Source organism: Streptomyces chrestomyceticus JCM 4735, from assembly GCF_003865135.1.
GTDB classification, from domain to species: Bacteria; Actinomycetota; Actinomycetes; order Streptomycetales; family Streptomycetaceae; genus Streptomyces; species Streptomyces chrestomyceticus.
This window is the reverse complement of record NZ_BHZC01000001.1, coordinates 6,397,270-6,411,629: the sequence shown is the minus strand read 5'-3', so window position 1 is coordinate 6,411,629 and position 14,360 is coordinate 6,397,270. Positions and strand designations below refer to the sequence as shown.

Annotated in this window: 14 protein-coding genes; 6 read left to right on the top strand and 8 right to left on the bottom strand. The window is 73.5% G+C overall.

Features of this window, described 5'->3' with window-relative positions:
* Window positions 1-136 precede the first annotated feature (136 nt).
* Window positions 137-820, top strand: coding sequence for a class I SAM-dependent methyltransferase (locus EJG53_RS27745; protein WP_167515174.1), 684 nt, complete (start codon window positions 137-139; stop codon window positions 818-820).
* 34 nt (window positions 821-854) lie between these two features.
* Here EJG53_RS27745 and EJG53_RS27740 read toward each other — a convergent pair whose 3' ends face one another.
* Both EJG53_RS27740 and cutA read right to left on the bottom strand, forming a co-directional pair.
* Window positions 855-1,772, bottom strand: a complete 918-nt coding sequence (locus tag EJG53_RS27740) for a trypsin-like serine peptidase (RefSeq protein WP_125047168.1) — start codon at window positions 1,770-1,772, stop codon at window positions 855-857.
* A gap of 115 nt (window positions 1,773-1,887) precedes the next feature.
* Entirely contained in the window at window positions 1,888-2,184 is a 297-nt protein-coding gene (gene cutA / locus EJG53_RS27735; RefSeq protein ID WP_031002013.1) for a divalent-cation tolerance protein CutA, read from the bottom strand.
* A 326-nt stretch (window positions 2,185-2,510) separates the two neighbouring features.
* Between cutA and EJG53_RS27730 the strand changes: the two genes are divergently transcribed.
* On the top strand, window positions 2,511-2,843 hold the full coding sequence (locus EJG53_RS27730; RefSeq protein WP_031002012.1) for a cupin domain-containing protein: 333 nt from the start codon (window positions 2,511-2,513) through the stop codon (window positions 2,841-2,843).
* Window positions 2,844-2,890: 47 nt separating this feature from the next.
* Here the strand turns inward: EJG53_RS27730 and EJG53_RS27725 are convergent, their stop codons facing one another.
* From EJG53_RS27725 to fes, 3 genes are all read right to left on the bottom strand, one after another.
* On the bottom strand, window positions 2,891-3,676 hold the full coding sequence (locus tag EJG53_RS27725) for a sulfite exporter TauE/SafE family protein (protein WP_125047166.1): 786 nt from the start codon (window positions 3,674-3,676) through the stop codon (window positions 2,891-2,893).
* 186 nt (window positions 3,677-3,862) lie between these two features.
* Window positions 3,863-4,204: a hypothetical protein gene (locus tag EJG53_RS27720; RefSeq protein WP_125047165.1), complete on the bottom strand. Its 342-nt coding sequence runs from the start codon at window positions 4,202-4,204 to the stop codon at window positions 3,863-3,865.
* Window positions 4,201-5,757, bottom strand: coding sequence for an enterochelin esterase (fes, locus tag EJG53_RS27715; RefSeq protein ID WP_125047164.1), 1,557 nt, complete (start codon window positions 5,755-5,757; stop codon window positions 4,201-4,203). The genes EJG53_RS27720 and fes overlap by 4 nt, the downstream gene beginning before the upstream one ends.
* A gap of 220 nt (window positions 5,758-5,977) precedes the next feature.
* Between fes and EJG53_RS27710 the strand changes: the two genes are divergently transcribed.
* Window positions 5,978-8,008: a glycoside hydrolase gene (locus tag EJG53_RS27710; protein ID WP_125047163.1), complete on the top strand. Its 2,031-nt coding sequence runs from the start codon at window positions 5,978-5,980 to the stop codon at window positions 8,006-8,008.
* Between the two features lie 182 nt (window positions 8,009-8,190).
* On the opposite strand, the gene EJG53_RS27705 is transcribed toward EJG53_RS27710, so the two are convergent.
* The 3 genes from EJG53_RS27705 to EJG53_RS27695 form a co-directional block, all read right to left on the bottom strand.
* Complete coding sequence (locus EJG53_RS27705; RefSeq protein WP_371858739.1) at window positions 8,191-8,820, bottom strand: hemerythrin domain-containing protein; 630 nt, start codon at window positions 8,818-8,820, stop codon at window positions 8,191-8,193.
* Complete coding sequence (locus EJG53_RS27700) at window positions 8,817-10,022, bottom strand: hypothetical protein (RefSeq protein ID WP_125049637.1); 1,206 nt, start codon at window positions 10,020-10,022, stop codon at window positions 8,817-8,819. The genes EJG53_RS27705 and EJG53_RS27700 overlap by 4 nt, the downstream gene beginning before the upstream one ends.
* A 294-nt stretch (window positions 10,023-10,316) precedes the next feature.
* Complete coding sequence (locus EJG53_RS27695) at window positions 10,317-11,258, bottom strand: beta-ketoacyl-ACP synthase 3 (protein WP_125047162.1); 942 nt, start codon at window positions 11,256-11,258, stop codon at window positions 10,317-10,319.
* A 203-nt stretch (window positions 11,259-11,461) separates the two neighbouring features.
* Between EJG53_RS27695 and EJG53_RS27690 the strand changes: the two genes are divergently transcribed.
* From EJG53_RS27690 to EJG53_RS27680, 3 genes are all read left to right on the top strand, one after another.
* Complete coding sequence (locus tag EJG53_RS27690) at window positions 11,462-12,085, top strand: TetR/AcrR family transcriptional regulator (protein ID WP_125047161.1); 624 nt, start codon at window positions 11,462-11,464, stop codon at window positions 12,083-12,085.
* The gene (locus EJG53_RS27685; protein WP_125047160.1) at window positions 12,082-12,864 is read left to right on the top strand and encodes a GNAT family N-acetyltransferase; all 783 of its coding nucleotides are present in this window, start codon (window positions 12,082-12,084) and stop codon (window positions 12,862-12,864) included. Before EJG53_RS27690 ends, EJG53_RS27685 begins: the two co-directional genes overlap by 4 nt.
* A gap of 137 nt (window positions 12,865-13,001) precedes the next feature.
* Window positions 13,002-14,360, top strand: coding sequence for an NAD(P)/FAD-dependent oxidoreductase (locus tag EJG53_RS27680; RefSeq protein ID WP_125047159.1), 1,359 nt, complete (start codon window positions 13,002-13,004; stop codon window positions 14,358-14,360).

Here is a 14,360-nt window from a genome sequence, read left to right as displayed (position 1 = left end):
GTTTCCCGGATGGCGCGCAGGCCCAATGAATGCACCGGCGCGCGCCGGTGCGCATTCTTTTCGACGAGTTCCGCTTGAGGGCCCGGCAAACGGGACAGCCTTGCCAATGAAGCGCATCGGGAAAGGCGAACTCCGCATGACAGCAGAGGAAATGACTCCGTACGGCAGAGAGGCCGCGCGAGTGGCCGATCAAGTCGCCACGCGCTATGCCGAAGTGGCACCCGCCCACCAGCATTCCCAGATCGCCGTCGTCGAGCGGCTGCTGACCCGCCTGCCACGCGGGGCCCGGGCACTCGACGCGGGCTGCGGCACCGGACGGCCCACCTGTGCGCAGTTGTGTGCGGGCGGGCTGGACGTCACCGGGATCGACGTGTCGGAAGCGATGCTGGCGGCGGCGCGCGCCAACGTGCCCCAGGCCCGGTTCCTTCAACTGGACCTGCTCGGCGAACAGGCCACCGGGCTGGGCACGTTCGATGCCGTGGTCAGCTTCTTCTGCCTGATGAACCTTCCCGAGCCGGTGTTCGTCTCGGCGCTGGCCCGCTTCGCCTCGCTCGCCGGGCGCGACGGAACCGTCGTCGTCGGCGTTCCCGAACGCCCTGGTGACACACCCGTGGAGGGCCTTTACGGGACATATCAGCCACCTCGGTGCACCCGCCAGGACTTGCGGCACCGCGCCGAGCAAGCCGGGCTGGCGGTCGAGGAGATCGAGGTCCGGCCGGGCACCGGCCTCATGGGCGCGGAGGAGGAACACCTCTTCCTGTACGCCCGGCCGGTCCCGCCGGGGGCCTCGGCCGCGTCCCCTGCGGATCACTCCGGGTAGTCACTCAGCCGTACGGCACCGCGCTTCGCACCCGTCACCGGGACACGGCGCGGGCGTAGAGCCGGAAGACCTCCGAGCCGTAATACGGGCTGTAGGACGTCCGGTGGCCGTCCGGGCCGGACGGGCCGCCGCCGTTCAGGCCGCCGATGTTGCCGACCACGTACCCGGTCTTCGTCCGCTCGTCGAAGCGGCTCAGCCACGGGCCGCCCGACGTGCCGCCGTAGAACCCGCCGCACTCCATGCGCAACTGCCGCTGCCCGGTGAGCCGGCTGGTCCGTACGTCGCACCGTACGGCCTGGTCGGCGGGGTCGCTGCGGACGGTCGGGTAGCCGATGATGGTGACGTCCGTGGTGTAACCGGGGGTGCGCAGCAGGATGTTGCCGCCGGTCACCGACTCCAGCGCGCGGCCCTCGGCGTCCGGCGCGACCGTCGCGAACGCGAAGTCCAGGTCCGAGCCGGGGCCGTCGCCGGTGCGCCGCGGGTCGGTGAAGCCGCGCTCGACCGCCCAGACTCCGTACGGCTGCGCGGTGGCGCCGGAACGATACTGCGGGACAAAGGCCGCACGGGACCCCGGCTTGCAGTGCCCGGCCGTCAGGATCAGGTTGCGGTGCGGGCTGCGGACGACGCTCGCGGTGCAGTGGTGGGCCCGCGCGTCCTTGTCCACGGAGAACAGCACGCCGACGGAGGGCACGCCGTCGAAGTGCCGGGCGGACCGGGCGGCGCCCGCCGTGGCACGCGCGCCGGGCGCGGCGGCGCTCTTGCCGCTGCCCGAGCCCGCCGGGACGGCCGCCGCCATCCGCCCGGCCGTCCAGTACCGGGCCGCGGCCTCACTCGTCCAGCCGCCCGCGCCATCGCCGCTGACGCTGCCACCGGTCTCGTCGGCGGCGGTGGTCGCACCGCTCGCGGGCGCCACGAGGAGGCACAGCGCGAGCCCGGCACCGACGGCGCTCACCCGGCCGCGGACCGGCCACCCGCCCCGCCGCCCGCGTCCGCGCCGCCCCGCCGGCCCCCTTACCTCGGGTCCCCCTGCCCCGGGCCCCCGTGCCTCCTCGGCTCGCCGTCCCACGTCAGCTCGTCTCCTCCGCGACCCACGCGAGATAACCGGCCCCGCCCCGTGTGACGGGCGTGGCGATGATCTCCGGCGTGTCGTAGTCGTGCGCCGCGACGAGGTACGTCTCCAGTGCCTCGTACCGCGCGGCCGCCGTCTTGAACAGCACCTGCCACTCCTGTGCCGTCTCGATCGCCTGCTCCCACCGGTACACGGACGTGACGGGCGCGCTGATCTGGGCGCACGCCGCCACCCGCGCCTCCACCGCGCCGCGCGCCAGCGCCTCCGCCTTCTCGGCGCTGTCGGTCGTCGTCATGACGGTCAGGAAGCCGGCCGGGCCGCCGTCCGCCGCCGCGGCGGCTTCCCGCCGCCCGTCGTGTTCCGCCGGTTCGTCTCGCATCCGGACGCCTCCTTCGGGCACTGGGCCGCTGATCAGGTTCCTCGCATCGTACGGACCCCGGTGATCACCCGGCCGCCGGCCACCGGCCATTCGGCAGCCGACCGGCCACCCGTCAGGATGGTCCGGGTGGCCCTGTGATGCGGTTGGCGCGGTTGGCGGAGGTGATACGGGTACCAGTACCGGCACCGGTGCCGGCCCCGGCACCGTGGACACTCGACGGACCCCGATCGAAAGGCCGCGTCATGGACGACCTCAGCTCGCTCACCCGCCGCCAGCTCGACGACGCCAGGGCCTCCGCTCACGGGCGCAGCGCCCACCTCTTCCTCCAGGACGGCCCGCTCCGGCAGACCGTGATCGCGCTCATCGAGGGCGCCGCCCTGGACGAGCACGTCACGCCGCCGGCCGCCAGCCTCCAGGTGCTGCACGGGCGGGTGCGGCTGACCGGGACGAGCGACGACCGGGACCTGATCGCCGGGCAGGTCGTGCCGGTGCCCCACGAGCGGCACGGCCTGAAGGCCCTTCAGGACTCCGCCGTCCTGCTGACCGCCGTCACCGCGACGAAGTCCATGAACTGACGGCGACCGGCCACGGCCGGCCCCCGGGCCGGTCACCGGCCGGGCCCTCAGGCCAGCCACTGGTCGAAGGCCAGCTTGCACAGCAGCGACACGACGACCACGACCAGCACCCCGCGCACGAACCCGGCCCCCCGCTTCAGGGCCATGCGCGCGCCGACCGTGCCGCCGACGAAGTTGAACACCGCGAGCAGCGCGCCCAGTTGCCACAGGACCGTGCCCTGGTAGGCGAACATGGCCAGGGCGCCGATGTTGGTGCACACGTTGACGACCTTGGCGGTGGCCGACGACGTCACCAGGTCCATGTGCAGGATCGCGGCCAGCGCGACGACGAGGAAGGCGCCGGTGCCGGGGCCGATGAGGCCGTCGTAGAAGCCGATGCCCAGGCCCGCCACCAGCAGCGCGAGCAGGAGGCGGCGCCGGGTGACCGGCCCCGAGGGCGGCGGGGCGGTGCCGAAGGCCGGGCGGAGCAGGACGAACGCCAGGACGCCCACCAGGACGGCCATGATCAGTGGGCGCAGCACCTCGCTGTCGATGCCCGCCGCGAAGAACGCGCCGCCCAGCGAGCCGCCGAGTGCGGCCAGGCCGATGCGCAGGGCGGTGCGCAGGTCGATCGGGGCCTTGCGTACGTAGGTGCAGGCCGCGGCGGCGGTGCCGACGACGGCCGTGGACTTGTTGGTGCCCAGGACGTACGCGGCGGGCGTGTGCGGAAGGCCGACGAGCAGGGCCGGCAGGAGCAGCAGACCGCCGCCGCCCACGACGGCGTCGATCCAGCCCGCCGCCAGGGCGGCCAGGCACAGCAGGAGAGTCGTCGTCAGAGATATGTCTGCGGGCACCGGGCGATCTTAAGGAGCCGGGCGGGGCGGGAGGGTGCTGCGTGGCGGGAGTCACAGAAGTGGCGTGCGAGGAGGCGCGGGAACCGCGCAAGGGGCGGGCGATGGGCGGCCCGTGACCGCCGCCCACCACCCGTCCGTATCAGGGGCGCCCCGCCCCGGCACTGGTGGGGCGGGGCGCCGCGTCCGTCATCCGGCGAGGGCCTTGGTACGCCGGTGAGGACGGTCAGGGACGGACCGCTGCGGGCGGTCCTTGGCGGGCCGCTGGGGACGGTCCGCGAGCGGCCGTTGCGCGCGGTCCGGTGCGAGCCGGGGCGCGCGCTCCGTCGTGACGAGCTGCGCGCGGTCCGTCGTGGCACGATTCGGGCGCTCCGTCGTGCCGCGTTTCGGACGGTCCGGATGGCGTTCCGTGGCCGCCGGAGCTGCCGGGGCCGCCGACTTGGCCGTACGGAAGCGGGGCGTGCGCAGGATCGCGTGGTACGCGCGGGACTTGAGGACGTAGTACGCGAGGCGCGGCGTGCGGGCCTTCATGCGGGCCCCGGTGTTCCGGCGTCGGTGTCCGGCCGGCCCAGCAGGTCCGCCAGCCCCTCCGCCAGTCCGCCCGCCCAGCAGGCGTGGTCATGACCGCCGTTGTACTCCCTGTACGTGACCGGATGGCCGAGGACACGCAGCGTGTCGCGCAGTTCCCGGGAGCGGGTGCGCGCGTCCCCCGCGTACCGGCCCGTCCGCAGGTGGGTCCGCAGCTCGCGGCGGCCTCCCCCGGCGAACCGTTCCGCCAGCCAGGACGGCCGTTCCGCGGCGTCCGTCCCGTTCACGGGCCCCGCTCCTTCCGGCCGCCACCAGAGCGCGGGCGACTGGGCCAGCACGTTGCCGAACCGGCGCGGTGCCGCGAATCCGGCGTACAGCGCGGTGAGTCCGCCCAGGCTCTCGCCCGCGACCACCGTGCGCGACGGGTCGAACGTCACCGGCAGCCGCGCCGCCGCCCAGGGCAGCAGTTCGGCGGCGAGGAAGTTCGTGTACGCCTGCCGGCCGCCGAACTCGCGGGCGCGGGTGGCGTTGTCCACGGCGTCCGGCGCCAGCACGACCAGCGGCGGCAGCACGCCGTCCGCGATCAGCCGGTCGAAGAGGTCCTGCACACCGAGCCGCCCGAACCACATGTCGCCGTCCAGCAGCACCAGCGTGTCGGCCCCACTGTCCGGGAGCGGCCCCGGCGGTACGTACGTCCAGACGTCGCGGCGGGCGGCGAGGGCGGCACTGGTCAGCCGGTGCCGTTCCACCGTGCCCCGGGCCATGCTCCCGTCCGGCCCGGCAGCGCAGGCCCATGGCCGCCACCGCTGCGGCGGGGCGTCCGGCAGCTCGAAGACCGAGCCGCCCTCACCGCGCCAACGGGACGGCAGGACGTACGGATTGAGCGGGTCGGGCCGGGCGGCGGCGAGCAGCGGGAGCAGCCGGGCCTGGAAGTCGTCCGCGGGCTCGGAGTCCGGCGCGGACGGCAGCGCCGACACCTCCCGCATCGCCACGGACACCTCCCCCGTATGGGCCCGCCCGCCCTCCAGCCCCGTGTCGGGCGCGATGACGTACGAGCCGCGGTGGTCGGAGGGCAGCCGGTAGGTGAGGTGCCAGACGTCGGTGCCGTGGATCCGGCGCATCAGGCTGCCCGCGAGGTGCGAGCGGTCCACCAGACGGTTGACCAGCAGGAGGACCCGGCGGGTCCGGTCCGTGCCGCGCCACAGGAAGGTGACGGCCCGGTGCTCGGGGTCCCAGGGGATCGGCTCGACGAGCGGGGTGCCCTGCGCCTCGGCCTCGGCCCAGAACTCGCGTACGGCGGCGTCGCGTCCGCCCGCGACGGAGGCGGCCAGCGCGACGATCCGCGGGCTGTCCACGATCTCGGCCGGTGCCGGGCGCGACGTGTGCGGCGGGCCGGCGGGTACGGCTTCCGCCGCCCCCGTCGCCGCCGGTCCGCCGCACACGCCGGAGGGTGCGCCCGGCACCGTCCCCCGTACCGCCCCCGCCGCCGTACCCGTCGCGGCGCCCGGCAGGGTTGCCCCGACCGGGCCCGTCGACGTGCCCACCGATGTCTTCATCGACGCTCCCATCGACAACCCGCTTCCCGCCCGGCGCTCCGGCGCGGGCACAGACGACGTCGGCCGAAGCCGTACGCATCTCGCCCCGACCTCGACTTAGGTAAGCCTAACCTAATCGCATATCGGTCGCCGGGACAACACCCACGGGGAGGGCTGGTCAGGCCGCCGCCCGAGCCCTTCTCTTAGAGAGTTCTTAACCCCGCGCACTATTCACGTGTCCATGGATCCCAAGATCGCCCCAACCGGCGGCGCACCCCGCCCCGGCACCCGACCCCGCAACCGCACCCGCACCGGTCCGCGCGTGCTCGCCGTCTCCCTCGCGCTGACGGCCACGGCCACCGTCGGCGCCTCCGGGTGCAGCGGCCAGGCCGTGGCCGGGACCGTCGAAGGGCGGCACGTCGACATTCCCGTACGGGGCGGTACGGCCACCGTCGACACCGGCAGCCTGGCCGTCAACGCCCGTACGGCGGACGGCAGGAGCCTGGCCCTGTCCGCCCCGTCCGGCACCGACCTCGGCAAGCCCGGCCCGGTCCGGCGCACCGACGGCGGCGCCCGCTGGAGCTACCCGGACAAGGGCCTGACGGTGACCGCGCGCGCCGACCAGGGACGGCTGCGCGTCAGCATGAAGGCGGACCGAGACGGCTCGCTCACCTGGCCGGTGACCGGCACCGACCGGGCCGCGTCGTCCGTCCAGCTTCCGCGCGGCGAAGGCCTGGACATCCCCGTACGGGACACCTTCTGGAATTCCGCGAAGGCCGGTCTCACTGGCGACGCGATCGACATCGGCGGCCAGCTCGAACTGCCGCTGTGGGGCTACTCCCTGGGCAAGGGACAAGGCGTCAGCTACCTCACCCCCACCGACATAGGCACCTCACTCAAGTTCCGCTCCGACGCCGGTCAGCTACGCACCTCCACCACCCACGACTTCAACGGCGGCGACGGCACCCGCGACTACACCGTCACCTTCGCCCTCACCGACGGAAACCCCGTCGCACCCGGCGCCGACTACCGCTCCTGGCTCTCCGAACACGGACAGCTCGGCAGCCTGCGCGAAAAGATCCGCAAGAACCCGGCGAACGGGCGGCTGCTCGGCGCCTTCCACGCGTACGTGTGGGGCGACGCGCGCAAGGCCGGGGGCGTCGAGCAGCTCAGGAAGCTGGGCGTGGACCGGATGTGGCTCGGTTACGACGCCGGGGCCGACCCGATGGACGCCGCGGCCGCCAAGGCGGCGAAGAAGGCGGGCTACCTCGTCGGCCCGTACGACACGTTCGCCAACGGCCAGGACCCGAAGACCGCCGACTCCCCCACCTCCGTCTGGCCCGGCACGGTCTACCCGGACTTCTGCGTACGGGACGCCCAGGGCAAGCCGGAGACCGGCTTCGGCGACCGCGGCTGCTACCTCAGCTCGCGCGCCTTCGAACAGGCCGAGCCGGAGCACCACTACCTCGCCGGCCGCACCCGCGCCATGACCGCCAACGGCGCCGACAGCTACTTCCTCGACGTCGACGCGACCGGCGAGGAGTTCCGCGACCACAGCGCCGCCCACCCGATGACCAAGGCGGACGACCGCGCGAACCGGCTGGCCCGGATGCGGCGCCTGGGCCAGGACAAGAAGCTCGTCCTGGGCTCGGAGAGCGCCCAGTCCTGGGCCAACCAGGTGCTCGCCTTCAACCACGGGGCGGCCACCCCGGTCGCCGACGGCCTGTGGAAACTCCAGCGCGACAAGGAGACCTGGGGCAACTGGTACCCGCAGAACGCCCCCAAGACGTTCTTCAAGCCGGTGGACCTGCCGGCCGACCTGGCGAAGGCGATGTACGACCCGGCCTACCGGGTGCCGCTGTACGAGACCGCACTGCACAGCTCGCTCGTCAACGCCGAGCGGTGGGAGCTGTCGTACAACAAACTGCCGAAGCAGAAGACCGACCGCGCGCTGCTGGCAATGCTCTACAACATCCCGCTGAACTACGTGCTCGACGGCCCGTCCATCAAGAAGTCCGGACCGGAACTGGCAGCGCTGCAAAAGTACTTCGCGCCGCTGCACAAGGCGGCGGCCACCGAGAAGCTGACCTCGTTCCGCCGCCTGACCGGCGACAACCTCGTGCAGCGTACGGAGTTCGGCAACGGCAAGCTCACCGTCACCGCCAACTTCGGTAGCACACCGCACGCCGGCCTCCCCGGCGGCTGCGTGGACGCCGAGCTGCACGGCGACAAGCAGCCGCGGCGCCTGTGCCCGGCGAAGGCCACGGGCTGAGCCCGGCCGGAGACTGAGAGCCTGGTCGGGGACCGCCCCCGGCCGGGGCTGACGAATGGAGTGAGGGCGGACGTCCGGCAGCTACTCGCCCTGGCGGCTCCGGCCGCCCTTCCGGCCGGGAAGAATCCGGCAGACCGGTTCCGGTAGCGGCCGGCCCTGCCCGAAGCCGGCCGGGCCGCCGCTCACCCGTCCTTGCCCAGGGCCTTGCGTACCGCGTCGCGGGTACGGTCCACGACGGCCGTCAGGGGGCCGAGCACGGCGTTCGCGGCGCCGGACTCGACGCCGGGGTGCGGATGCGTGGGCGCGGTGCCTTCGGCCGCCTTGACGGCCCTGGCCATGGCGGCCAGCCGGGCGGGGTCGTTCAGCCGCCGCAGCCACGAGAACTCATAGCGCTCCTCCGCGCGGGCGTGCTCCATCACGTCCGTGCGCAGCGACAGCAGCCGCGGCAGGAACGCCTCGTCCTCGACGTCCATGCCGTCCAGCGCGGACAGGGCCTGCTTGGCCGTCTTCTCCTCGCCGAGCCGGTCCGCGACGATGTCGTCCCCGCCGTCCGCCGTCCGCTTCACGTACGGGTGGACGGCCTCCTCCTCGGCCGTCTCGTGCACCGCCAGCAGCCGCACCAGCCGGCGGAACGCATCCCGGCGGGCGTCCCCGCTGCTCTGCTCGACCTCGTCGAAGAGGTTGCGGATCTGTCCGTGCTGGGCCATCAGCAGCGCCACCACATCCGTGTCCGGAGTGGGGTTCCGGTCGGTGGCCGGGTCGGTCGTCGCCGTGGTCCGCCCGTCCTCGGCGCGACCCGTCGGCGCCGTCACCGCTGCTCCGTCCGCAGCGCGGCGACCGGGTGCTCGCCCTCGGTCTCCAGCCGGTAGTCGCCGCCGATCAGCTTGTCGTGCTCGGCCAGCACCCGGTCACTCGGCGTCGTCCCGCCGCCGTTGAGGGCTTCCTGCATCGCCTCGAACCGCTCATGGGCCTCGCGGACATAGCCCGCGCCCAGCGTGGTCAGGTCCAGTTGCTCGGCGATCAGTTCCCGCAGGTACCCCTTGTTCGGCTCGAACGTCAGGACGTTGGGCAGCTCGGGGGCCAGTACCTCGGCCGGGTCGCGCCCGTCGTGGCGGCGCATCAGGTCGCAGGCGATGTGCAGGTGCTCCAGCTCCATGTTCAGGTGCAGCTCCCAGATGGCCTTCACCTTCGGATCGCTCTCCTGCTCCATGAAGGAGTGGTAGAGGTAGCACTCGTTGTACTCGTGGTTGACCAGTTGCTCCCACCACGTCTCCCCCGGGTCGACCAGCGACTCGTAGTGCGTGACGTGCTCCTCCTCGATCAGCCCGATCTCCTGGTAGAGCCGGCGGGCGATCGGCTCCATGTAGGTGGGGCCGGTGTTCATGTAGAAGTTCATGGTCTGCTGCTCCGCCGACATGATCGTCAGCGCGTGCAGCTTCGACAGCGGGTCCGTTTTGGTCCGGTCGTACGGCTCGCGCACGTTGTCCACCGGGTGGCGGTGGTGCAGCGGGGTGGGCCGGCCCGGCATCACCTCGGTCAGCCCGTCCACGATCGTCTCCGCCTTGCGGTGCTCGATGATCTCGTACAGGTTCGCGTACCGGTACAGGTGGTCGAAGTCCTCCAGCACCCCGAACTGGTACGCCTGCTTGAGGTACGGGTCGGGCTCCATCCGCGCCACCCACGCCGTCAGGTCCACGGCCACCTGCTCGTAGGCGATCGTCGTCTCCAGCACCGACGCGACGCCCGGCAGCAGCCAGTTGACCGCCTTCTGCTGCTGCGCCTCGATGTAGCGGGTCCGTGCGAGCTGCTGCTTGACCTCCATGTCCGGACAGTGCCGCGCCAACTGGTGACTGAACAGGATCGCCTCCACCTCGATCCCGTTCATCGTGATGATCCGGCACCGGGTGTACGGGTCGCAGTGGTCCGGGTCGACCGGCGTCACGTTCAGCTCACGCCAGTTGCGTAGCTGCCGGTCCAGCGGGATGCCCCGCTGTTCCAAGGGGTTGAACGGCATCAGGCTCTCCAGCCGTAGCGGAATGGGAACGGTCCAGCGACCGAGTGCCCCCATTCCGCGGAAGAAACGGCGGAACCCCGCCCGGTTGCGCCCTGGAGGCAGACATGACAGATGAATATGCCGCTGTCAGCCTGGCACCGGGGCCCGGACGGCGCGCCCGGCCACCGCCGTGGTCACGGCGGAGCCACCTGAACAGCGCACCCACGGGAGCCGACCCGAAGCTCATCGCGGCGCAACCGTCCGGCCGGACCCCCGCACACGCCCAGCCGGGGCCCGTCCGCCCCCCGCCCTGCCCTACGGGCAGTCCACCACCTGCCCCGCGTACGACAGCCCGCCCCCGAAGCTCAGCAGCAGCACCGGCCCGCCGGACGGCAGGTCGCGGCGTTCGGCCATCTTGGAGAGGGCGAGCGGTACGGACGCGGCGGAGGTGTTGCCGGACTCGACCACGTCGCGCGCGATCACCACGTCCTCGGGCAGGCCGAGCTGCTGCACCACGGCCTCGATGATGCGCAGATTGGCCTGATGGGTGACGACCCCGGCGAGGTCGGCGAGGGCGACACCGGCCCGTTCGCAGGCTTCCCGGGCCAGCGGGGTGAGTTCGGTGGTGACCCAGCGGAACACCGTCTGCCCCTCCTGCGCGAAGCGCGGGTGCCAGTCGCCCGTCAGGCGCACCGCCTGCGCGCGGGTGGGGTCGGAGCCCCAGACGACGGGCCCGATGTGCGCGGACCCGGCGGCGCTGACCACGGCGGCGCCCGCGCCGTCGCCGAGCAGGACGCAGGTGCTGCGGTCGGTCCAGTCCGTCACGTCCGACATCTTCTCGGCGCCGATGACCAGGGCGTGCCGGGCAGCGCCCGCCCGGACCGCGTGGTCGGCGGAGGCGAGCGCGGTGCAGAAGCCCGCGCAGCCGTTGTTCAGGTCGTACGCGACGGCTGCGGGGATGCCGAGCGCGGCGGCGACCTGGGCGGCGGTGGACGGGCAGCGGTCGATGGCCGAGCAGGTCGCCACGGTGACCATCCCGATGTCGGCGGGGGCCAGCCCGGAGGCGGCCAGGGCCTTGGCGGCGGCGGCCGTGGCCAGGTCGGCGACGGACTCCTCGTCGGCGATCCGGCGGGTGGCGATGCCGGTACGCCGCCGGATCCACTCGTCACTGGTGTCGACCATGCCCGCCAGGTCGTCATTGGTCAGGACGCGGGCCGGCTGGTGGTGGCCCAGCGCGGCGATACGGGTTCCCGGCACGGTTGCTCTCCTCGGCTTCGTGGACGACTCGGCTCATGGGCGCACGACGACTCGTGGACGGCACGACTCATGGACGGCACGGCACGGCGCGGCCGGTGCGCCGCCTGGCGCGCCGGTGCCGGCCGCACCGGCCGGAAATATAGCAACCGATCGGTCGGAAGTTAATTGCGGGCCGGGCGGGACGCGCTGGCTACGATGGCGGCATGAGCCCACGCAAGTCCGCCGCCGAGTCCCGCCGGACCCGGGACCGGATCATCGACCGCAGCATCGCGATCGCCTCGGTCGAAGGGCTCGACGGGCTGACCATCGGCCGCCTCGCCACCGACCTGGGCATGAGCAAGGCCGGTGTCCTCGGCCACTTCGGCACCAAGGAGACGCTCCAGCTCGCCTCCCTGGACGGCGCGTCCGCGATCTTCTCCAGGGCGGTGTGGGAACCCGCCGCCGGCACGGCCCCCGGTCTCGCCCGGCTCCGGGCCATCTGCGAGTACTGGATCACGTACCTGGAACGGGAGCACGGCGCCTTCCCCGGCGGCTGCTTCTTCACCACGGCGGCGGTCGAGTTCGACGCGCGCGGCGGGCCCATCCGCGATGCGGTGGTACGCCGTTCCCTGCTCTGGCGCCGTCGCCTGGCCAACGAGATCCGGTACGCCGTCGACGCGGGCGAACTGCCCCCGGACACCGACCCGGACCAGCTCGTCTTCGAGCTGATCGGCCTCTACACCGGCCTCAACCAGGCCATCCAGCTCTTCGCCGACCCCCAGGCCCAGGACCGCACCCGCCGCGCGCTCGCCCGGCTGCTGGCTCCCGCGTCGGAGGGGGCCCGGTGACGGGCATACCCGTGCCCCACGTCGCGGACCTGCTCAGGACCGAGATCGAGGTCAACTGGCCCACGGACGCGCGAGGCCGCTTGCAGGGCCCGCACCACCTGGTGCTCGCCGTATCGGCCGACGGCCGTCACCAGGTCCCGGCGGCAGCCGCCCACCTCCCGGACGCACTCGCCGCCGACCTGCTGGCGGCCGTCGCGCCGCGGCCCACCCCCGCGGGCCCCGGTTTGCCGCCCCCGGCCCTCCCCCACGTCCAGCACCTGCTGGAGGCGGCCCTCGGCCCCGTACACATCACCACGGGCCCCAGCTACCTCATCCACCCCGACCGCATCCGGCACGCCCCGACCGCACCCGTCATGCCCTCAGACGCGCCCCCGGCCGCCATCGCGTCCCTGCGCACCGCCAACCCCGGCAACTGGGGCGCCGACGAGTGGCACGACCTCCTCGACGGAAAGCTCGGCCCCTGGGCCATGGCCCTCGACCCCGCCGCCCCGCCCCCGGCCACCGGTCACCCCGCGCACGTCGTCTCCATCAGCCACACCCCCTGCTGGACCGCCCACGGCGCGGAAGCCGGCGCATGGACCCGCCCCGGCCACCGCGGCCGGGGCCACGCCGCGACCACCACCGCCGCCTGGTCCCGCCTCCAGGCCCCCACCGGCCGCCACCTCTTCTACAGCACCACCGACACCAACCACTCGTCCCGGAACGTCGCCGCCCGCCTGGGACTCCGGCCGCTGGGCCACTTGTGGAAGGTGTCACCGCTGCCCGACGCGGCGCCGTAGCCCCGCTCCTGGCGGCACGGGCATCACCCCACGACGCCGGTCCTCACACCCCGCCCTCCCCCACGCTGAGGGCAGCGTTCCCCGCGGGTAACAACGCAGATGCGGCCGGGTAACAGCGGGACCGCACGCTGGCGGACATGACCTCGCAACAGCGTGTGCGTGTGGTGGTGATCGGCGGCGGGATGGCGGCCGCCCGGCTCGCGCAGCGCCTCCGTCCGGCCGATGCCGGTGGCGGTCCGGCACTCACCGTCCTCGGCGCGGAGCCGCACGCGCCGTACAACCGTGTCCTGCTCGCCGAGGTGCTGGCCGGCCGGTACGCGCCCGAGGTCATCGCGCTGCCCGCCCCGCACGACGGCGTGCGGTGGCTGAGCGGGGTGCGGGCGGTACGGATCGACCGGGCGACCCGTACGGTGCTGTGCGACGACGGGCGGGCCGTACCGTACGACCGGCTCGTCCTCGCGACCGGCTCCAACCCGGTGCTGCCGCCGCTGCGCGGCCTCTTCCCGTCCGGCCACGGCGATCTCCCTGACGGCGTCCACCCCTTCCGCACCTTGGACGACTGCACGGCGCTCGCCGCGGCCGCCGCCCGGCCGGGGGTGCGCGCCGTGGTGATCGGCGGCGGGCTGCTCGGTGTCTCCGCGGCCCGTGCGCTGGCCGAGCGCGGTGTATCGGTTCTGCTCGCGCAGCAGGGCGAGCATCTGATGGAACGGCAGTTGGACGCCGGGGCCGCGGCCCTGCTGCGCGCGCACATCGAGGCGCTGGGTGTGGAGGTCCATACGGAGTGCCGGGTGCGCGGGCTGCGTGTCGAGGACGGTTCCGTACGTGGCGTGGAACTCGCGGACGGTTACGTGCCCGACGCCGACGTGGTCGTCCTCGCCTGCGGGGTACGGCCGCGCACCGGGCTCGCGCGGGCCGCCGGACTGCCGGTGGACCGCGGCATCGTCGTGGACGACGAGCTGCGGACGGCCGATCCCCGCATTCACGCGATCGGCGACTGTGCGCAGCACGACGGCGTGGTGTATGGCCTGGCGGGTGCCGCCCTCGAACAGGCGGATCTGCTGGCGCGCGTCCTCTCGGAGGAGGCCGCCCGTTACCGAGGCACCCGCGCCCTCACCCGCCTCACCCTCACCGGCCCGAGCCCCGGCCCGGACTCCGGCGCGCACCCCAGCCCAGGCTCCGGCGCGCACCCCGGCCCAGGCTCCGGCGCCCACCTCGAACCGGACTCCGGCGCGCACGACACCCCCCTCGACCTCGCCGCCTTCGGCACCCCTTCCCCCCGCCCCGGCGATGACGTGATCCACCTGTCCGACGCCACCCGGAGCGCCTACCGCAAGGTCATCGTCCGCGGTGACCGCCTCGTCGGCGGCATCCTCCTCGGCGACCTCGGCGCCGTCGGCACCCTCGCCCGTACCTGGGAGGCCGACGACCCGCTGCCCGACGCCCCCCTTCTGCACCTGCTCACCACCGACCGCCCCATCCCCGACGGAGGCTTCTGA